General features: G+C 61.2%; 16 protein-coding genes and 1 pseudogene. 1 reads left to right on the top strand and 16 read right to left on the bottom strand.

The annotated features are described in order from the left end of the window. Nucleotides 1-27 precede the first annotated feature (27 nt). The 10 genes and pseudogenes from C6Y56_RS14565 to C6Y56_RS29010 all read right to left on the bottom strand — a co-directional run bounded on the left by C6Y56_RS14565 (nt 28) and on the right by C6Y56_RS29010 (nt 10,968). Nucleotides 28-1,626 carry an ArnT family glycosyltransferase gene (locus C6Y56_RS14565; protein ID WP_169432648.1) on the bottom strand — a complete coding sequence of 533 codons (1,599 nt, stop codon included), beginning with the start codon at nt 1,624-1,626 and terminating at the stop codon, nt 28-30. Beyond that, nucleotides 1,621-3,002: pseudogene (locus tag C6Y56_RS14560) on the bottom strand (UDP-glucose dehydrogenase family protein); the annotation flags it as partial. The gene C6Y56_RS14565 and the pseudogene C6Y56_RS14560, both read right to left, overlap by 6 nt. Next, the gene (gene arnF, locus C6Y56_RS14555; protein WP_169430483.1) at nt 2,999-3,412 is read right to left on the bottom strand and encodes a 4-amino-4-deoxy-L-arabinose-phosphoundecaprenol flippase subunit ArnF; all 414 of its coding nucleotides are present in this window, start codon (nt 3,410-3,412) and stop codon (nt 2,999-3,001) included. The pseudogene C6Y56_RS14560 and the gene arnF, both read right to left, overlap by 4 nt. After that, nucleotides 3,409-3,753 (bottom strand): 4-amino-4-deoxy-L-arabinose-phosphoundecaprenol flippase subunit ArnE, encoded by a 345-nt coding sequence (gene arnE, locus C6Y56_RS14550; protein ID WP_169430482.1) that lies wholly within the window; start codon nt 3,751-3,753, stop codon nt 3,409-3,411. The genes arnF and arnE overlap by 4 nt, the downstream gene beginning before the upstream one ends. After that, complete coding sequence (arnT, locus tag C6Y56_RS14545) at nt 3,750-5,399, bottom strand: lipid IV(A) 4-amino-4-deoxy-L-arabinosyltransferase (protein ID WP_169430481.1); 1,650 nt, start codon at nt 5,397-5,399, stop codon at nt 3,750-3,752. The genes arnE and arnT (C6Y56_RS14545) overlap by 4 nt, the downstream gene beginning before the upstream one ends. Next, nucleotides 5,396-6,280 (bottom strand): 4-deoxy-4-formamido-L-arabinose-phosphoundecaprenol deformylase, encoded by an 885-nt coding sequence (arnD, locus tag C6Y56_RS14540; protein ID WP_169430480.1) that lies wholly within the window; start codon nt 6,278-6,280, stop codon nt 5,396-5,398. The genes arnT (C6Y56_RS14545) and arnD overlap by 4 nt, the downstream gene beginning before the upstream one ends. Then, nucleotides 6,280-8,271, bottom strand: a complete 1,992-nt coding sequence (arnA, locus tag C6Y56_RS14535; protein WP_169430479.1) for a bifunctional UDP-4-amino-4-deoxy-L-arabinose formyltransferase/UDP-glucuronic acid oxidase ArnA — start codon at nt 8,269-8,271, stop codon at nt 6,280-6,282. Before arnA ends, arnD begins: the two co-directional genes overlap by 1 nt. Continuing rightward, nucleotides 8,268-9,290, bottom strand: a complete 1,023-nt coding sequence (gene arnC / locus C6Y56_RS14530) for an undecaprenyl-phosphate 4-deoxy-4-formamido-L-arabinose transferase (protein WP_169430478.1) — start codon at nt 9,288-9,290, stop codon at nt 8,268-8,270. The genes arnA and arnC overlap by 4 nt, the downstream gene beginning before the upstream one ends. After that, on the bottom strand, nt 9,287-10,438 hold the full coding sequence (gene arnB / locus C6Y56_RS14525; RefSeq protein WP_169430477.1) for a UDP-4-amino-4-deoxy-L-arabinose aminotransferase: 1,152 nt from the start codon (nt 10,436-10,438) through the stop codon (nt 9,287-9,289). Before arnB ends, arnC begins: the two co-directional genes overlap by 4 nt. A 308-nt stretch (nt 10,439-10,746) precedes the next feature. Beyond that, complete coding sequence (locus tag C6Y56_RS29010) at nt 10,747-10,968, bottom strand: hypothetical protein (RefSeq protein ID WP_212633400.1); 222 nt, start codon at nt 10,966-10,968, stop codon at nt 10,747-10,749. On the opposite strand from C6Y56_RS29010, the gene C6Y56_RS14520 reads away from it, so the two are divergent. Continuing rightward, entirely contained in the window at nt 10,865-11,749 is an 885-nt protein-coding gene (locus C6Y56_RS14520; RefSeq protein ID WP_349306017.1) for a site-specific integrase, read from the top strand. The two genes, C6Y56_RS29010 and C6Y56_RS14520, sit on opposite strands and share 104 nt — an antisense overlap. Nucleotides 11,750-11,756: 7 nt before the next feature. On the opposite strand, the gene C6Y56_RS14515 is transcribed toward C6Y56_RS14520, so the two are convergent. From C6Y56_RS14515 to C6Y56_RS14490, 6 genes are all read right to left on the bottom strand, one after another. Beyond that, complete coding sequence (locus tag C6Y56_RS14515) at nt 11,757-12,815, bottom strand: ABC transporter ATP-binding protein (protein WP_169430475.1); 1,059 nt, start codon at nt 12,813-12,815, stop codon at nt 11,757-11,759. Beyond that, nucleotides 12,812-14,407, bottom strand: a complete 1,596-nt coding sequence (locus C6Y56_RS14510) for an ABC transporter permease (protein ID WP_169430474.1) — start codon at nt 14,405-14,407, stop codon at nt 12,812-12,814. The genes C6Y56_RS14515 and C6Y56_RS14510 overlap by 4 nt, the downstream gene beginning before the upstream one ends. Nucleotides 14,408-14,410: 3 nt before the next feature. Next, the gene (locus tag C6Y56_RS14505) at nt 14,411-15,424 is read right to left on the bottom strand and encodes an iron ABC transporter substrate-binding protein (RefSeq protein WP_169430473.1); all 1,014 of its coding nucleotides are present in this window, start codon (nt 15,422-15,424) and stop codon (nt 14,411-14,413) included. 202 nt (nt 15,425-15,626) lie between these two features. Continuing rightward, entirely contained in the window at nt 15,627-17,156 is a 1,530-nt protein-coding gene (locus C6Y56_RS14500) for an ArnT family glycosyltransferase (RefSeq protein WP_169430472.1), read from the bottom strand. Continuing rightward, a complete protein-coding gene (gene arnT / locus C6Y56_RS14495) occupies nt 17,153-18,865 on the bottom strand; it encodes a lipid IV(A) 4-amino-4-deoxy-L-arabinosyltransferase (RefSeq protein WP_169430471.1) in 1,713 nt (570 codons plus the stop codon). Before arnT (C6Y56_RS14495) ends, C6Y56_RS14500 begins: the two co-directional genes overlap by 4 nt. Before the next feature lie 294 nt (nt 18,866-19,159). After that, complete coding sequence (locus tag C6Y56_RS14490) at nt 19,160-19,813, bottom strand: histidine phosphatase family protein (protein ID WP_169430470.1); 654 nt, start codon at nt 19,811-19,813, stop codon at nt 19,160-19,162. Nucleotides 19,814-20,138: the final 325 nt, after the last annotated feature.

Below are 20,138 nucleotides of genomic sequence, written 5' to 3'. Positions count from 1 at the left end.
CTGCAAGATCGCAGCCTTCAGCGAGGTCTACAAGGGTTTCAGGTACAACAACACGTAATCGTTCTTGTCGAAGCGACCGCTCAGTACCGGTTGCAGGCTGGCCAGCGGCGTACCTAGCAGTGACTGCATATCCTTGCTGTCCATGATCAGCCAGGCCGGCCCCTTTAGTGCCTCCAGTTGCTGAACGGTCTCGGTGAACTGCGGTTGCAGGTCCTGCTCGACGTTGACCATGAACTTGATCGCCTTGGCGTCTTTGCCCATGCCATGCAACACCAGCGGCGCCGGGTTCTGTTGAACCTGTGCGAACGCCGCACGACTGAAAGAGCGGGTGTCGTAGAGTGCGCGCTCCACCGGCTCGAACACGGCTGCATAGACCGTCCACAACGCCAGGACGGCGCTCAGGGCCAACACTTCGGCACGCCAGCGCGCCTTCCACAGTCGGGACAATGCCAGCAGTTGCAGTGCGCCGAGCACGATCAGCACCGGCATGACACCGGTCAACAACTCCGGGAACTTGCGTCGCGCAACCAGCAGGGCAACGATCAGCAACAGTGGTGTCAGCATCCACACGCCCTGAACGATCCCGCGCAACCAGGCGAATACCCGTCCGTGAACCACCTGGAACGGATACGCCGCGATGATCGCTGCCATGGGCAGCATCGGCAGCAGGTAACGCGCTTTCTTTGCCTGTGGAATCGACAGACCGACCATGACGATCAACCCGGCTGCTGCGCAGTACTGCACCAGGCGCAACGCCGGCCCGCGCTGATGCGGTTTGCTCAACCACGCCGCCGCCAGCGCCACAATGGCCAGCGGATAAGCCAGCGCGTAGTTGCCCATTGAACTGGTGAAGTAATACAGCGAACCGCTGACACCTTCACTGCCATCCATGCGCCCCATGAACTGCATGCGGATCACGTCTTGCAGGAAAGCCTCGCCACCGCTGAGTTTGGCCAGCCACAACAACAGACCGACACACACCGCGAGCAGGATCGACGCCAGCACACCGAACACAAACAGCCGTGTCCACTGACGGTTGAGCAGGTAATAACTGCAGAGCATGCCGGTTGGCACCACAAGCCCGATCGGCCCACGGATGCCGAAACCCAGTAACAACAGGACGAAAATCAGCGGCCAGCGCCGGCCGGAGCCGAAATGGTCGTGTGCGTAGCCCAGGTAGAACACCGACAACGCAACGGCGGCCAGCATCAGGTCCTGCGACACTGCGCGGACTTCCGTGACGAAAGTGCTGGTGAGCATCAACAGCGCAATACTGATCAATGCCCAGCGTTGCGAATGCACCGCCAGCAAGCGGTACATCAATGTCACGATCACACCGCCGGCGATGGCGCTGGGCAACCACGCGGTCAGGGTATTGACCGCGCCGAAGGGCAGCGACAACAGCCAGATGAACAGCGTCGAGACGGCCGAATAGTCAGCGTAAGGCTCGCCGTAGGTGGTCGGAAATACCGTCGGCCCGTGTCGCAGCATTTCCTGGGCAAACAGTACAAAGCGTGAATCAAAGCCAATGGGTGCCTGTCCATAAACCCCGGCGATAAACAACAACAGTGCCAGCAGCCCTGCGATCAGGGACTGCCGGCGGATGGCAGGCGACAACGTAATCAAGCGACGGCCGCAGTGTTGGGCCATTGTTGCAGCGGGATCGGCAATTTGCGCGAGTCCCCGCGACCGATCGGGAAGTACTTGAAGCCGTTGCGCGACAGGCGATCGGCGTCGTACAGGTTGCGGCCGTCGAAGATCACCGGATCCTTGAGGCGTTGCTGGATCAGGTCGAAATCCGGTGCCTTGAACTGTTGCCATTCGGTGCAGATGATCAGCGCGTCGGCACCGGCAAGCACCGATTCCGGGGTTCCCATCAGCATCAGTTTCTCTTCATTCGGGTACAGATGCTGGGTTTCCTGCATCGCTTCCGGGTCGAAGGCACGAACGCTGGCGCCGGCGGCGAACAGCGAGTCGAGCAGCACACGGCTTGGCGCATCGCGCATGTCGTCGGTGTTCGGCTTGAACGCCAGCCCCCACAGGGCAAAGGTCTTGCCGCGCAGATCGCCTTTGTAGAACGCGTTGATGCGGTCGAACAGCTTGTGCTTCTGACGCTCGTTGATCGCTTCGACCGCTTGTAGCAGGTCGCTGGAGCAATGGGCCTGTTCGGCACTGTGGATCAGCGCGCGCATGTCTTTGGGGAAGCACGAGCCGCCGTAGCCGCAGCCCGGATAGATGAAGTGGTAACCGATGCGCGTGTCGGCGCCGATGCCCTGGCGTACCGATTCGATGTCGGCGCCCAGGTGCTCGGCCAGTTCGGCGATCTGGTTGATGAAACTGATCTTGGTCGCCAGCATGCAGTTGGCGGCGTACTTGGTCAGCTCGGCGCTGCGCAGGTCCATGAACATGATGCGGTCATGGTTGCGGTTGAACGGCGAGTACAGATCGCGCATTACATCGCGTACTTCATCGCCTTCGCAACCGATGACGATGCGATCCGGGCGACGGCAGTCGGAGACCGCCGAACCTTCCTTGAGGAATTCCGGGTTGGAGACGATATCGAACTGCAGCGTGCGACCGGCCTTGTCCAGCGCGGCCTGGATATGTGCGCGCAGGGTGTCGCCGGTGCCGACCGGTACGGTGGATTTTTCCACCAGGATCAGCGGTTGCTCGCGATGACGGGCGACGGCATCGCCTACCGACAGCACGTATTTCAAATCGGCCGAGCCATCCTCGCTGGACGGAGTGCCCACGGCAATGAACGCCACGCGACCGTGAAGCACGGCGGCTTTCTCATCGGAAGTGAAGTGCAGGCGGCCGGAATCCAGGCCTTCACGGACCAGGCTCGACAGGCCCGGCTCGAAGATGCTGACGTGACCCTGGCTGAGCAGTTCGACCTTCTTCTGATCGATATCCATGCACACGACATCATGGCCGACCTCTGCCAGAACCGCGGCTTGCACCAGGCCGACGTAACCGCTTCCAAATACTGTGATTTTCATGGAGCACTCCTCAAATCGGGCGCTTGTGCCGGACGAGTGTTGATAGTGATGACACCGAGCATGACCAGTGCCACGCCCAGTGATTTGGTGAAACTGAAGGATTCGTTGAACAGCGGCAGACTGGCCGCCAACAGGTACACCAGCGCATAACTGATACTCAGCAGTGAATAGGCCCGGCCCAGCGGCAGGTCACGCAGGGCGGCGAGCCAGCAGAGCATCGACAGCGCATAGGCGACGATGGCCGTGAACACCACCGCCAGCGCCGTCAGGTCGACGTTGCCGGTGGTCAATGCGGACAACCATTGTTCAGGCTGCGGCAGGCGCGTCATGCTCCAGCGCATGCCCAGTTGGGCGCCGCTGACCAGCAGTACGCTGCCTAGCGCGAAGCCGATTCCGCGTTTCTGACTCATGACTGCTGCCCCAGCAGTGCCACGCCGCCGATCACCAGTGCGACGCCGATCCAGTGCCGCCGATCGATCGGTTCGCGAAACACGAAACGCGCGATCAGTGTGATCAGCACAAAGTTGAGGCTGAGCATCGGGTAAGCGATGCCCACTTCAAGGCGTTGCAACACCAACAGCCAGACCAGCAGGCCCGAGCCCAGTGCGAACAGGGCCAGCCACAGCCAGGGCGAGCGCAGTTTGCCGGCCCAGGACGAGTCGACACCGCGCCAGCTCTCTACGGCATATTTCTGTGCAACCTGGCCCAGGCACGTCAGCAGACATGCCGTCAGCAACAGCAACCCACTCATGACGGATCCTTGGGCAGGACGATGATCACCAGGTTGCCTTGCTCGTAACGGGTGCCGTCCTTGGGCAGCAGGTCGACTTCATGCAGCTCGTCGTCACCCTTGACCCGCATGACCACGCCGACCGAGCCGGTGCGGCGGGCATCGCGTACCCACTGCTGGACTTCATCGGTGGTGATGCGCTGTTCCGCGCCTTCTGGATAGCTCAGGCCGTACTTCAGCTCGCCCACGGTGTTGTACAACGCCACTTTGGGTTGCTTCAGGCGCCAGGCCAGTGCCGAAGCGGCACCGAGATCGTTGCTCAGCAGGTGAGCCGTGCCGGACAGTTCGTCGAGGTGATGCAGGATGAACTGGTCCGGAGTCTTGTTGGCTACCACCGACTTTGGCAGCGCGGCCGGCAGGACGCCGATCAGCAACAGACTGCCGAGCGCCGGAGCGGCCCAGCACTGCAGCGGCAGAAACGCTTGCGCCAGGTTGGCGATGATCCAGCCGATCAGGGCAATGAACACCAGCACCATGCTGTGCAGCTCATGGTCGTACACCGGTTTTTTCAGTTGCAGGTAAACCAGTGCGATCAGCGTGACGACACCCAGAACCAGGTTAAGCAAGCCGTTAATGCTCAGTGCCCGGCCCTGTTCCAGACGCAAACGGTCGGCCAGGGCATGACCCAGCAACAGCGCCAGCGGCAGCAGGCACGGCAGGATGTAGGTCGGCAGTTTGCCGTTGGCGGTGCTGAAAAACGCCAGGGGCATCACCAGCCACAGCAGCAGGAAAGCCATGCCCGGTTGGGCACGGGTCTGCCAGGCCTGCTTGAAGGCCGGCGGCAGCATGCCGACCCACGGCAGGCTGAACGCGACCAGCAGCGGCAGGTAGAACCACCACGGTGCGTCGTGCTGGGCATCGTCACCGGCAAAGCGGCGGATGTGTTCGTGCCAGAAGAAGAACCGCCAGTAGTCCGGTTCCTGCGCGTGAACCGCGAGGACCCACGGCAGGCTGACGACGATCGCCACGGCAACCGCCACCGGACCGTAGATCAGCAGTTCACGCCAGCGCTTCTGCCAGAGCATCCAGGGCAGGGCGATCAACACCGGCAGCAGCCAGGCGAGAAAACCCTTGGTCATGAACCCCATGCCGCAGGCCAGCCCCAGGACCGCCCAACTGATCACACGTTGCCAGGTACTGCGGCTGTCAACGGCAAACCACAGGGCGACGAGGCTCAGGTTGACCCAGAAGGTGAACTGCGGATCGAGGTTGGCATAACCCGCCTGACCGGCAACCACCGTGAAGCTCATGTAGAGCAAGGCGCAGATGAAGCTCTTGCTCGGTTCGTTCCACAGGCGACGGGCGACCAGGAAGCACAACAGCACGCTCAAACCGGTGCTGAGAGCCGAGGCGAAGCGGACGCCGAACAGGTTTTGTCCGAACAGTTCCTGACCCAGCGCGATCATCCAGTAACCGGCAATCGGTTTCTCGAAATAACGCAGGCCCATGAAATGCGGGGACACCCAGTTGCCGCTCAGCAGCATGTCCTGGCTGATCTGGGCGTAACGGGTTTCGTCCGGAATCCACAAGCCATGGGTGCCGAGTGGCAGCAGGTAGGCAAGCAGAAACAGTCCGATCAGCAGCGGCAATGCCCAGCGTTTGCTCATGCCCCTTGCACTCCCAGCCAGCCTTCACGGCCTTCGAGGACGCCACGTTGCACACGGCCGACAGGCAATGTGTTGAGAAACTCGGGCAACAGGTCACCCAAGGGCTGGAAGTTGATTTCTCGCTGGCGTGCATCGGCCAGCAAACGGCGAAAATCTTCGGCCATCAGAATCCCTTCTACTTCGGCATGAATGGTGTAGTTGTTGAGGTTGTCCGGGTGGAACCGGTCAAGAATGAAGGCGTTGAAATCCTTCGCCGCCACGGTCGGGCCGACCACCTCATCGAACGTCGGCATGTCCACAGGAATCTGCGGCGCGCCGGCTGAACCATCGGCCAGCAACGGTCGAAACAGCCGATTGCCGCGGCAATCGCTGTTATAGCGAAAACCGAAGGTCTCTTTGGCTTCGATCACGCGCTCGTCCGCGCGCCAGCCGGCGGCGGCCGAGCACTGGATCTTCTCGCCGATGATGTCGCTCAGGGTGTCGACGCCGCGACGGATCTGTTCGATCAGTCGCGCGTCGCTCCAGGTCCCGGCATTGGCCTGCCAGCCGTGGTGATCCCAGGCGTGCAGGCCGACTTCATGGCCGGCGTCCCGGGCCTGACGCATCAGGTGCCCGAGATCGCGACCGATCGGTTTGCCCGGCCAGGCGGTCCCGGCCAGCAGGATGTCCCAGCCATACAGGCCGGCGGCGTTGGAACGCAGCATTTTCCAGAGGAATTGCGGGCGGATCAGGCGCCACAGATGTCGACCCATGTTGTCCGGGCCGACACTGAAGAAAAACGTTGCCTTGACCTGCGCTTCGTCGAGGATTTCCAGCAACCGGGGCACCCCTTCACGGGTGCCTCGGTAGGTGTCGACATCGATACGAAGACCTGCCTGCATCAACGCTTGTCCGCGATTTCGAGCATGGCTTCACGCAGGAAGAAATCCAGGGTGTTGCCGATGGTCTCGCGCATTTCCACGGTTGGCTCCCAGTTCAGCAGGCGCTTGGCGTTGGCGATGCTTGGCTTGCGGTGTTCCACGTCCTGGTAGCCGGCACCGTAGAACGCCTTGCTTTCCACGTCGCGGAAACCGGCGAACGGAGGGAAGTTGCTGCGCAGCGGGTGAGCTTCGAACTGACGCAGCAGTTCTTCGCCCAGCTGACGGATGCTGGCTTCGTTTTCCGGGTTGCCGATGTTGATGATCTGGCCGTTGCAGACATCGTTGTCGTTGTCGATGATGCGTGCCAGGGCTTCGACGCCGTCGGCAATGTCGGTGAAGCAGCGTTTCTGCTCGCCGCCGTCGAACAGGCGGATCGGGGTGCCTTCCACCAGGTTCAGGATCAGTTGGGTGATGGCGCGGGAGCTGCCGATACGGGCCGAATCCAGACGGTCCAGACGCGGGCCCATCCAGTTGAACGGACGGAACAGGGTGAAGTTCAGGCCTTTGGCGCCGTAAGCCCAGATCACGCGGTCCAGCAGTTGCTTGGACACCGAGTAGATCCAGCGCTGCTTGTTGATCGGACCGACGATCAGGTTCGAGTTGTCTTCGTCGAAGTTCTTGTCCTGGCACATGCCATAGACTTCCGAGGTCGACGGGAAGATCACGCGTTTGTTGTACTTGACGCAGTAGCGAACCAGTTTCAGGTTTTCTTCGAAGTCCAGCTCGAATACGCGCAGCGGGTTGCGGGTGTATTCGATCGGGGTGGCGATGGCCACCAGCGGCAGGACCACGTCGCACTTCTTGATGTGGTACTCGATCCACTCGGAGTGAATGCTGATGTCACCTTCGACGAAGTGGAAGTTCGGGTGGCTGCGCAGACGATCAATGGCGTCGGAACCGATGTCCAGACCATAGACTTCGTAGCGGTCGTCACGCAGCAGGCGCTCGGACAGGTGGTTACCGATGAAGCCGTTGACACCGAGGATCAGCACGCGGGTGCGGCGTGGTGCACGGCCGGACTCGGCACCGCGCAGCAGCGAACCGTCTACCAGACCGAGTTCGTTGGCCAGTTGCGGGCCGCTCAGGTACAGACCGTTGTCGTTGCGCTGACCGGCATTGATCACCAGCGAGTCTTCACCGCAGGCGATGCGCAGCGGATCGACGCTGATCACGCGCCCCGGAGCCTGACCTTCATTGCCCTTGACGACTTCGGCGCTCCAGACGATCAGCTTGTGCTCGCCCACGGCGCAGAAGGCGCCCGGGTACGGACGGGTCACGGCGCGAACCAGGTTGAACAGCTGCTCGGCCGGTCTGGCCCAGACCAGCTTGCCGTCAGCCGGCGTACGACGGCCGAATACGGTGGCCTTGGATTCGTCTTGCGGGGTTTCGGTGATCTTGCCTTGCAGCATGTTCGGCAGAGTGTCACGCAGCAGGTCGCTGGCGGCAGTGCGCAGTTTGGCGTGCAGGGTCAGACCGGTATCGCTGCGCTCGATGGCAACGCGTTGCTGGGCAACGATGGCGCCGGCATCGGCGCGCTTGACCATGCGGTGCAGGGTGACGCCGGTTTCGGTTTCGCCGTTGACCAGCACCCAGTTGGCCGGTGCGCGGCCACGGTAGCGTGGCAACAGCGAGCCGTGCAGGTTGAACGCGCCTTTTTTGGCCAGGGCCAGCAGTTGCTCGCTCAGCAGGTTGCGGTAGTAGAACGAGAAAATGTAATCAGGGTCGAGCTTGGCGATGCGCTCGATCCACAGCGGGTGGTTGGCGTCTTCCGGCGCGTGAACCGGGATGCCTTTGCTGGCGCACAGTTGCGCAACCGAGGCGTAGAAGGCGTTTTCTTTCGGATCGTCGGCGTGAGTGAACACTGCTGCAATGTCGTAGCCGCTGTTAAGCAGGGCTTCAATGCCGGCGCAGCCAATATCGTGGTAAGCGAAGACAACAGTTTTTGCACTCATGAGAGAACCTGATCGGAAGTGGAATTGGAAGTAAGGCCGTCAACGGTGACCGCAGGCGCCGGGGAGGCCGGCTGGCTGCGCAACACCTTTTCAATGAAGAAGCGCGGGCGGGCGCGCACGTCGCTGTACATGCGTCCTAGGTATTCACCCAGCAGACCCATGCCGATGAACTGGCCACCGGTGAACACGAACAGCACCGCAAACAGTACGAACGTGCCGTCACCGGCCCAGACCGCGCCGAATGCCAGGCGCAGGACGATCAGCGCAACGGCGAACAGCGCACCCAGACCTGCCATCGCGAAGCCGACGATGCTCAGCAGACGCAGCGGCGTGGTGGTCATGCAGGTGACCAGATCGAACATCAGGTTGATCAGGCGCATCGGGCTGTATTTCGAATCACCGTGTTCACGCTCGGCGTGGGCCACGACAATTTCGGTGGTGTGGCGGGCGAAGCTGTTGGCCAGGATCGGAATGAACGTGCTGCGTTCGCGGCAGGCGAGCATCGCGTCGATGATGGTGCGGCGGTAGGCGCGCAGCATGCAGCCGTAGTCGCTCATGGCCACGCCCGTGGAGCGTTGCACGGCGAGGTTGATCAGCTTTGACGGGTAGCGGCGCAGGGCCGAATCCTGACGGTTGCCGCGCACGGTACCGACGACGTCGTAACCCTTTTCGGCTTCGGCCACCAGGCGCGGAATTTCTTCCGGCGGGTTCTGCAGGTCAGCGTCGAGGGTAATGACCACGTCGCCCTTGCACTGCTCGAAACCGGCCATGATCGCAGCGTGCTGACCATAGTTGCGGTTGAGGATGACCGCCACGAACGGGCTGTTTTCGCGACCGGCGGCTTCTTCCAGCATGCTGGCCGACTCGTCGCGGCTGCCGTCGTCGACCAGCACGATTTCGTAGTCATGTCTGAGTTGGGCGCAGGCTGCCTCTGTGCGTCGAAGCAGCTCGGGCAAACTGTCCTGTTCGTTGTAGACCGGGATGACGATCGACACGCATTTAATCGGGTAAGGTCTCACGAGCGTTTGTCCATAAGAGTGGCGATGGCGCCGACAACACGATCCAGATCCTGGTCGGTCATGTCGGGGAAAAGCGGAATGGAGCACAGCCGCGCCGAGTTCCATTCGGTGTCGGGCAGGTACAGGTCAGGGTCACGCTGGCGGTACCAGGTGTGCAGGTGGGTGGCGATGAAATGGATACCGGTGCCGATGCCTTGGTCCTGCAGGCCCTTCATGAAGGCTTCGCGATCCATCCCGCAGCGCTCGCTGTCGATGCGCAGGATAAACAGGTGCCAAGCGTGTTGCTGGGCGTATTGCTGCGGCACGGCCAGCGGCTGTACGGGCAGGCCTTCGAGCTTTCGCAGGTATTGACCGGCCAGTTCGGTGCGGCGGGCGTTGATGGCGTCCAGACGCTCCAGTTGCACCAGGGCAATGGCGGCGTTGATGTCGGCCAGGTTGTACTTGAAGCCCGGCTCCATGACCTGGGCCTGCGGCTTGCGGCCACCGGTCAGGCGGTCGTAGGCATCGACGCCCAGACCGTGGAACTTGAGCATGCGCACACGGTTGGCCAGGGCTTCGTCGTCGGTGACGAACATCGCGCCTTCGGCGCAGGTCATGTTCTTGATCGCGTGGAACGAGAAGATCGCGGTGCCCCGGGAACCGACATGGCGGCCCTTGTAGCGGGTCCCGGCGGCATGGGCGGCGTCTTCGATCACAGCGATGCCGTGCTTGTCCGCCAGTGCATAGAGCGGATCCAGATCGAAGGCGGCACCGGCGTAGTGCACCGGAATGATGGCCTTGGTGCGTGGCGTGATGGCGGCTTCGATGCGGGCGGCGTCGGTCATCAGGGTGTCGCGGTCGACATCGACGAACACCGGCGTGGCGCCCAGCAGGGAAATCATGTTGGCGGTGGAGACCCAGGTCTGCGACGGCGTGATGACTTCATCGCCGGGGCCGATACCCAGGGCCAGCAGGGTGATGTGCATGCCGCCGGTGGCAGACGACAGTGCAACGGCGTGCTTGCATCCCACGTACTGCGCGAACTGTTCTTCAAGTGCCTGGTTTTTCGGCCCGGTGGTGATCCAGCCCGAGCGCAGAACCTGCTCGACAGCCGCAATTTCTTCATCGCCGATACTCGGGCGAGAGAAGGGGAGAAACGCCTGACTCATGGACACCTCATTGCGAAAAAAATGGACAGATCCATCTGTTCATCGGATCCAATCCCAGCGTAGACGCAAAAAACAGGTTTTGCATCAACGAGTTGCTTGGTAAGCATGACGTCGGGGGTTGGTTGACTTTTCAGGCGATGCCCGGCAGGTTGGGCGTTACCGACTGAGGACCTATCTAGCTAAGGTTATTCCCGATTTTGTGAAAGGAATATGAAAAACCGGTCGGCGAATCGTTTATCTTAAATTCATACAGCCGCTGTTCAGATTTCCGCGGTTTTATCTGAAAAGTCCTACTAAAAGACTCTTCTTTACATCAAGTTCATTGCAGTTGTTAGTTGTTGTGCTGGACTGTTTTTACTCAAGGCCTTTCGTTTGAGCAGCTTACCCATTACCCCTTCAGAATCCATCGCAAGTAATCCTTTGTCCTTGTATCTGGCGCGTTTGGCACCTTCCAGCCAACTCACCATGCGGTACGTTTTACAAGATGCCGCCGATCGTCTCGGCTTTGAAGACATGAATGTCGAGGACATTGCATGGCACGCCTTACAACCCGAGGATGTTGTGGCGTTAGTGGCGGCATTGCGTGCAGACAACTATGCCCCCAACACCTCTTCACTTTATGTAAACGCCATTCGTGGTGTCATGAACGAAGCCTGGCGCATGAGCCTGATCAGCCAGGATCACCTGTTGAAAATGCGCTCGGTCAAGGGGATTGCCGGTACGCGGCTGTCTCAGGGGCGCAATCTGAAGCGCACGCTGATCCATGAGTTGATGGAAGTCTGTGCGGCGGATCCGCGTCCGCAGGGGCTGCGTGATGCGGCCGTGATTGCATTGCTGTACGGCACCGGCATGCGCAAGTCGGAATCGGTGGACCTGGACCTGAGCCAGGTGGATTTCGCCGAGCGCAGTCTTTGCGTCACCGCCAAGGGCAACAAACAACTGATCAAGTACGCGCCGGCCTGGGCCTTTGCCAAGCTCAACGCCTGGCTGGAATTTCGCCGTTCACAGCTCAACGAAGGCGAGAGCGACGATGTGTTTCTGTTCAATCGCATTCGCCGTGGCAGCCATATCACCCGAGAGCGCATCACCAAGCACGCGATCTATTACATTGCCCGCCAGCGTGGCACACAGGTCGGGGTGAAGATCATGCCGCACGATTTCCGGCGTTCCTTCATCACCCGGGTCATTGAAGAGCATGACCTGTCGATTGCCCAGAAACTGGCGCACCACAGCAATATCCAGACCACCGCCAACTACGACGTGCGCGACGACAATGAACGTCGCCGCGCCGTGGACCGTTTCGACCTGTAGAAAAGCGTCACCGCACCTCGAAGACGTGCGCGGCCCCGAGAACCGACAACTGCACCGCGCTGCCCGCCGGCGGCGCGTGCATCCCGGAGCTGCGCACCAGCAATGAACGGCCGCAGGCTTCTCTGGCTCCGGCAAGCAGTTCAACCGTCAACGTGCAGGTATTGCCGCCGAAATCGCGGTCGGTGACGACGGCATTGCAGCCTTGCGGATCGTCGGGGAGATCGGACAATTGCAGCTGCTCGGGGCGCAGCATGATCTGCGCCGGACCGGAAAAGCCGTTGATGTTCACCGCCACCCGTCCCAGATCGCAGTGAGCCCAGCCAGCCTCGATCCGCGCCGGCATGACCACCGCTTCCCCAAGAAACCGCGCAGTCTGCTCGTCGTCCGGGTAGCGGTACAGGTCCATCGGATGCCCCGACTGTACCAGTCGCCCGTCACGCATCACGGCCAACTGGTCGGCAAATGACAGCGCTTCGCTTTGATCGTGGGTGACCAGGATTGTGGTCACGCCGGCGGTCTCCAGCAGGCGGGCGACCATTTTGCGCATGTCGGCGCGCAGGCCGGTGTCGAGGGCGGAAAAGGGCTCGTCCAGCAGCATCAAGCGTGGTTGCTGGGCCAGGGCGCGGGCGAGGGCGACCCGTTGCTGCTGGCCGCCTGACAATTCATGGGGCCAGCGGCTGGCCATGCTGGCATTGAGGGCCACGCTGTCCATCAGCGTCTGAATGCGCTCGGTTCTGGCGCTGCCGGTGACGGCGAGCCCGAAGCCGATGTTGTCGGCCACGCTCATGTGCGGGAACAGCGCGCCATCCTGCGGAACGTAGCCAATCTGGCGCTGGTAGGCAGGCACGGCGTGGGTGCTGTCGACCAGCGTCTGGCCGTTGAGCGACAGGCTGCCGGCGTCGGGAAACTCGAAGCCGGCAATCATCCGCAACAGCGTGGTCTTGCCCGAGCCTGACGGGCCGACGATCACCGTGCGGCTGCCGGTCGGGACCGACAGATTGATGGTATCCAGCGCCGTTTGCGCGCCGAAGGATTTGCTGAGATTGATGATGTCGAGAGCGTTCATCGGCCGGCACTGCGCCTGGATTGGTGATAGAGGATGGCGGTGAGCGGCAGCGAAATCACGATCATCAGCAGCGCGTAAGGCGCTGCGGCGGCGTAGTCGATCTCGCTGGTCATGGCCCAGAAACCGGTGGCCAGGGTGCGCGTGCCGTTGGGCGCGAGCAACAGGGTCGCGGTCAGTTCATTGGTAATCGCCAGGAACACCAGTGCTGCACCCGCCGCCGCACCGGGCGCAGCCAGGCGCAGGGTGATCAGCCACAAGGCGCGCAACGGCGAGCGGCCGAGGCTTTGCGCGATGTTTTCCAGCTCCACGGGCGCCTGAGCGAAACCGGCACGCAGGCTGACCAGTGCCCGCGGCAGGAACATCAGCAGGTACGCCAGCAGCACGGTGATGGTGGTCTGATAGATCGGCCGGGCGAAGTGGATCGTCACGGTGACCAGCGCCAGCGCCACGACAATCCCCGGCAGAGAGCTGGTGATGTAGTTGCAGCCTTCGAGCAGCCGTTGCAGTTTGCCGGGTGCGCGGATCGACAGCCAGGCAATCGGGATCGCCGCAAGGCTGGTCAGTAATGCACCGGCCACGCCGAACGACAGGGTTTGAAGCAAGGCCGGCAACAGTTCTTCGCCCTGCCAGACTTCAGCGCCCCCGGCGATCAGCCATCTGCCCAGCGTGAGCATCGGGACACCGAGGGCCAGCAGGCAGGTCAGGGTTTGCAGGCACAGGCCCAATGTGGCGGTGCTGCGCTTCAGGCCCACGGTGCGCTGTTCCCGGGCGCTGCCGGAACCGACCCGGGCATATCGTGCATGGCCACGAGCGGCGGATTCCACGGTCAGCATCGCCAGACAACACAGCGCCAGAACACTGGCAAGCATGTTGGCGGCCGGGCCGTTAAAAGTGGATTTGAACTGATCGAAAATGGCCGTGGTGAAGGTGTCGAAGCGGATCATCGCGTACAGACCGTACTCGGCAAGCAAGTGCAAGCCCACCAACAGCGCACCGCCACAGATCGCCAGCCGCAATTGCGGCAGCACCACCCGGAAGAATACGGCCCACGGTTTTAGTCCGAGGGATTCGGCAACGTCTTCTATCGCCGGGTCGAGACGACGCAATGTCGCCGCGATCGGCAGATAAAGGAACGGGAAATAGGCGATCACCGACACCAGCACGCCAGCCGGCAGTCCATTGATCGATGGAACCAGACTGACCCACGCATAGCTGTGTACAAACGCCGGTACCGCCAGTGGCGCGACGGCCAGCACTGACCACAATCGCCGTCCCGGCAGGTCGGTACGTTCGGTGAGCCAGGCCAGAGTGATGCCGAGCACAATGCAGATCGGCAGGGTGATCAGTACCAGCAGCACGGTGTTGATCAACAGCTCTGCTACCCGTGGGCGAAAGATCATGGCTTCGATCGTCGCCCAGCCGGTGTACCACGACACCCCGATGACAAATGCGATCGGCAGAAGTGACAGCAGCGACACGCCGACCGCCAATACGACCACCCAGGGACTTCCGCGCCCGTTGAGGGCGCGGGGTCTGCGTGACCGTTTGGCGGGGGGCGCCACAGCGATCCCCGCCGGTAGAGTTTCAGGCATCAATTAAAGCAGTCCCGCCTGAGTCATCAGTTCGACGGCTTTCTTGCTGTCGAGCTTCGACGCATCGACTTTCGGCGCGTCCAGATCCTTCAACGGCACCAGTTTGGGGTTGGAAGTTGCGTCCTTGCCAACGGCGTACTCAAAGGAGTTGCCGGTGCGCAGCACGTCCTGGCCTTGTTTGCCGGTGATGTACTGGAGGAATTTCTGGGCCTCTTCCTGGTGTTTGCTGGACTTCAGCACGCCACCACCGGAGATGCTCACGAACGCGCCCGGATCCTGATGCTTGAAGTAGTGCAAAGCAGTGTTCTTGCTGTTCTCGCCAGTCTTGGACTGATCGACGAACGCGTAATAGTGATAGATCACGCCGCTGTCCACCTGGCCGGCGTTCACCGCTTTGAGCACGGAGCTGTTGCCACGGTAAGCGGTGGAGTTGGTTTTCATGCCCTTGAGCCATTCGAGCGTGGCGGCTTCGCCTTTCTGCTCCAGTACGGCGGCGACGATGGCCTGGAAGTCCGCACCGGCTGGGGATGCAGCCCAGCGACCTTTCCACGCCGGGGTCGCCAGATCCATCAGCGATTTTGGCAGGTCTTTCTCCGGCAGCTTGGCGGGGTTATAGACAAAGACTGTCGAGCGAGCGGCGATGCCGACCCACTGGCCATGGGCCGGGCGATAAGCCGAACCCACTTGCTCGAGGGTGGCCGGTGCCACCGGGGAGAACAACTTGGCATTGTCCACGAGCACCATGGCCGGGGAGTTTTCCGTCAGGAACACGTCCGCCGGAGAGGCTGCGCCTTCCTGCACGAGCTGGTTGCCCATTTCCGTGTCGTCACCGTTGCGGATCGTGACCGGGATCCCGGTTTCCTCGGTGAAACCGGCCACCCAGGCCTTGGTCAGGGTTTCGTGCTGGGCGTTGTAGACCACGATCCCGACGGAATCGGCCGCAAACACCTGTCCGGCTGCAAGCAGCGCGGTTGCCAGAGTAGCGTGCTTGAGAAAGGACGGAAGGGATGGACTCATGACGGAGCAGCTCCTGTTTTTCAGACGTTATGGGCAAGCATTCGCCGAAAATCTTCAATGCGAATGATTTGCATATGTTGGCTGGCTGGCAATGTAGAGCGGCAAATGAGAAAAAAACGTCAAAGAAACCATTAATACATGTAATTTTCATTCAGGTTAGCAGTCGCGGGGCGTGGACGCCGGGTGAACCCGGCGCTGTCTTTCAGGAGCCTTGGGGCAGGTAGGCGACGCTTTGATCCTCGCGGCCATGGAACACTTGTTCGCCGCGAGTCGGGGTGGTCGTGATGACTTGATGGTCTCGACCGAGTTGAGAGAGCGGCACAGGATCGCCGGTGCGGTACTGGGCGACAAAGATCGTACGTTGCGGATCCCAGTGCCGGCCGCTGTTGCGTTCCAGCCATTGGAACATCGCGCCGGCATCGCCATCGCGAGGGAAGTCGCGGGTTTCCGGCACGTAGTAGAACGGCTCGCCGCCGGTCTGCAGGTACATCGGGACCTTGTTGTCCACCTCGACCATGACGAAGTGCCATTGATTCAGCGGCGCCCGCTGGCTGGCCTGCAGGCGCACGGTCTCGCCGAAACGGATCACGCCGCCACCGCTGTTGGTCCAGGGGTAGAGCACGCCGAGGATCCCCAGCAGCAACACCGTGGCCACGGCAAAACCGATTTTCAGGCCACGCCCGCCGAACGGGCTTTCGGCATTGCGCGCGGCCATGCGCCGGGTGATCCACCAGGCCCCGAGCAACTGCGCGAACGGCACCAGTGGCAGCACGTAATAACTGCGTCGGCTGCCGCTGGCGGTGAAGAACAGCATCAACAACCCGAGGCCCTGAATCAGCCAGCGGGTATCCGGTTCGATGTGTTTCCAGTTCCGCGCCGCGACCCACAGGGCAATGATCCAGCACGGTGCCCAGGGCAGGGTGTAGATCGGCAGGTACAGCAAATAGGTGTAGATCGGGCCGATGTTGTCGAACGGCTGGAAAAACCGCACGACGTTTTCCCGCAGGACCAGTCCCAGGCCGCTTTCCCCGTAGTTCGGCGCACCGTAGAGGTGGGACAGCAGGAACGGCGTCATGTAGAACGCCCCGGCAATCACCAGCGCTGCGAGCAGGCGCAGGTTGAGATGACGCTTCCAGCGACCTTCATTCAGAAGGTGCGGCAGCAGCACCAGCCCGGGCAGGATGAAACCGATCAGGCCTTTGAATAACGAGGTCAGGGACAGCAACACGCAGAACACCAGATAGCGCGAAAACCGCGTGTCGTCCGGCCCCCGCCAGTACCACCAGACCGCTGCCAGAACACCACACACCGTCAGGATGTCAGCGGTGGCGACCCGCGCCCAGAACACGAAATAGAACGTGGTTGCCAGCATCCACCCGGCGATCAGGCCCGTGCCTTTGCGAAACAACTGTTCTCCCAGCAGATACACCAGCCAGACGCTGAGCCACGCGGACACCACCGAAGACAGGCGCAGCGACCAGTGATCGAGACTGCCGGTCAACCAGGCGGTCGCGGTGATCAGCCAGTACGACAGCAACGGCTTGTCGTAGTAGGGATCACCTTTGAGGTACGGATCGAAGTAGTCGCCGCTTTGCATCATCTGCAAGGCGATGTTCGCCCAGCGGGTTTCTGCGCCCCACAGTTCGCGGCTGCCCAGACCGAGCAGCAGCATCAGGGCGCTGGCAGCCAGCAGGAGCAGCAGGGCGCCCCGGTCGTTATTGCGCAAGGTCATGGCTGGCGCTGCGGGAAGATGAAGATCTGCAGAGTGCCGCGACGATAATGCTTGCCGTCTACCGGCAGCAATTCGACTTCCTGCTCTTCCTGCGTACTGTTGACGCGCATGACCACCCCGACCGCGCCTTTCTTACGCGCTTCGGTCATCCACTGGCCGACACCGTCCATGGTGACCTTGCGTGCTGCCATGGCCGGGTCTTCGAGGCCGTATTTCAGTTCACCGATGGTGTTGAACAGATCCACTTGCGGCCGCTTCAGGCGCCATGCCAGCGCGGAGGCCGCTCCCAGGTCATTGCTCAGCAGGGACGCGGTTTCACTCAGTTCCTGTTGATGCTCGGCAATGAACTGGTCGGGCATCTTGCTGTTGACGATCTGCCCCGGCATGGCCGCCGGTAACAACGCCACCAGCAGCCCGATACCCAGCGCCGGCATGGCCCACAGCGTCAGCGGGCGCAGCACTTGCAGGGCGTTAACGATGAACCAGCCCACCAGCACGATATAGGCCAGCGACAGGCTGAACATCTCGGTGTTTTCGTAGATTTCCTTGGTCGCTTGCAGATAAAGCAGCGCCACCAGCGCCGCGCTGGCGATGAGGGTGTTGATCACGCCGTTCAGGCGCAGGACGCGGCCACTGTTCTGATCCCGCCAGTTGACCACGGTCTTTCCCATCAACAGGGCGATCGGCAGCAGGCACGGCATGATGTAAGTCGGCAGCTTGCCGCTGCTCAGGCTGAAAAAGGCCAGTGGCAGAAGGAACCACAATGCAAGGTAGGCGGTTTTGGCTTCACGCTTTTCACGCCAGGTGCGCAGAAGTGTCGAAGGCAGCAGAACGGCCCACGGCAGGGTGGAGGCCAACAGCAACGGCAGGTAGAACCACCACGGGCGAGCGTGCTGCGCGGCATCGCCGGCGGCAAAGCGACGAATGTGTTCGTGCCAGAAGAAGAAGCGCCAGAAATCAGGTTCCCGATAATGAACGGCCAGTACCCACGGCAGGCTTACGAGGGTGCAGACCACCACCGCGACCAGTCCGTAACGCACCAGTTCGCCGAAACGGCGTTGCCAGATCATGTACGGCAGGGCGATCAGTACCGGCAGCAGCAGGGCCAGAAATCCTTTGGTCATCAGGCCCATGCCGCACGCGACACCGAGCAGCGCCCAGCCACCCAGGCGCGCCCGAGGCGTCTGGCTGTCGATGGCAAACCACACGGCGACCATGCTCAGGTTGACCCACAAGGTGAACTGCGGATCGAGGTTGGCGTACCCGGCCTGGCCGGCAATCAGCCCGAAGCTCATGTACAGCAGGGCGCTGGCGACGCTGATGCGCGGGTTGTTCCACAGTCGGCGCGCCATCAGATAGGTGAGCCAGACGCTGGCACCGGTACTCAGTGCCGACGCAATGCGCACGCCGAACAGGTTTTCGCCGAAAATCGTCTGGCCGATGGCAATCATCCAGTAGCCGGCAATGGGTTTTTCGAAATAGCGGATACCCATGAAATGCGGCGCGACCCAGTTGCCGCTGAGCAGCATTTCCTGGCTGATCTGTCCGTAGCGGGTTTCATCGGGGATCCACAGGCCGTGAGTCATCAACGGCAACAGGTAAAACACCACGAAGGCCAGAATCAGGCCGGGAATGGCCCAGCGTTCGAAGGTCGTGGTGGGGGAGAAATGACGGGCAGCGTGTCGCAGCGGGATGTTTTCAGACGTCATGACAAAGCCTTGGTACCGAACGAAGTTCTTGTGTCGATGGCCTGCCCGGCGCGTTCCTGAGCGGGCGGGGTCACCGTGTTGAATGAATGCAGGTGTGCGATCGAGCGACGGGCATTTCCTGTATCCAGAGAACTGCCGAACCTCCAGGCCGGAGTTCTCGCACTATAGCCAAGCCTAAAAAAAACCGTTGTCCAGTAAATCGGGGTCGGATACATCTCTCATTACAAATTAATGAAATTCGTACTGGCAAGTTGAAAAAAAGTGCAACGTTGCCGCTCCGCCCCAACTAAAGCATTAATGACTATTGAGTTGAGACCAGGCATTCGCATTCATGATGCCCAATACTTTAAGTTCGCCTTTGTCATCGATGCGTGCAAACAGAGTACTGCCGTATTCGGCGGCAACCGCATGAGGAAAACCGGTCTGTTTTTCGAAATCACTGATGCATCCGCTGTGGGTGATCAGCACCAGATTGCGCCTGGCAACCTTGTGCGCCACCACATCGTTGCGCAGAGAGGAACCGCAGGACTCGAGCCAGATCTGGGCGGTAGCGTCCTGACCGAACATGGCTCGCGCTGTCTGTACGGTACGGGTCAACGGGCTGGTGAACACCTGCGCCTGCTGCATGCCCAGACTCATGAAGCCTTTGCCTACCTGCGCTGCAGAGTCGTTGCCCGCCTGAGTGATGCCGTCGGCCGGGCCCAGGCAAAGGTTGTCGGAACGGTCGCACCGCTCGGCATGACGCACCAGTGCCACGACTTCTCCAGCCTGCCAGGCCCGGGTCCAGTCAGCCCGGGCGGCCTTGCCGGCCTGGCCCAGATCGACGGGCGAGCGGGTCACCCAGACGAAGCCGCTGACCAGTGCAATGGCGACGACTACACCGATGCCGGTCAACAGTTTTCCAAGTCGCAGCGTACGGCGTTGTTTATATGTCGCTGTCAATTGCATCTGTCGCTCCACGGCATGCCCCTTGACGTCGCAGGCGAGATTGGCCGGCGATTTAACCAACTTTTATAGTTGTGTACTTGAATAATGGCTGAACATTACGTTCGTGCACGTCGGGGGGCGGTGAAGAACATGTGAAAATTTCGCGAGAGTTGAAAGTGCGCAATTAATCCGGTGTTTGATAACCAGACTCAAATACCCTTTTTTTACCGGCCAGTCTTAACAAATGTTTATGTTTGCGGTGAAGCTGCGCAGGTTCGGTCAATGTGGCGGTGCTCGCCTGTTATTGACCGCAAAGTCTGAATTCAGCCGTGGAGTCATCGACCCG

It is taken from the genome of Pseudomonas fluorescens (genome assembly GCF_012974785.1).
Classification (GTDB): domain Bacteria; phylum Pseudomonadota; class Gammaproteobacteria; order Pseudomonadales; family Pseudomonadaceae; genus Aquipseudomonas; species Aquipseudomonas fluorescens_BT.
Note: the sequence above shows the minus strand (reverse complement) of the source record. Positions and strands in the feature narration are given on the sequence as shown.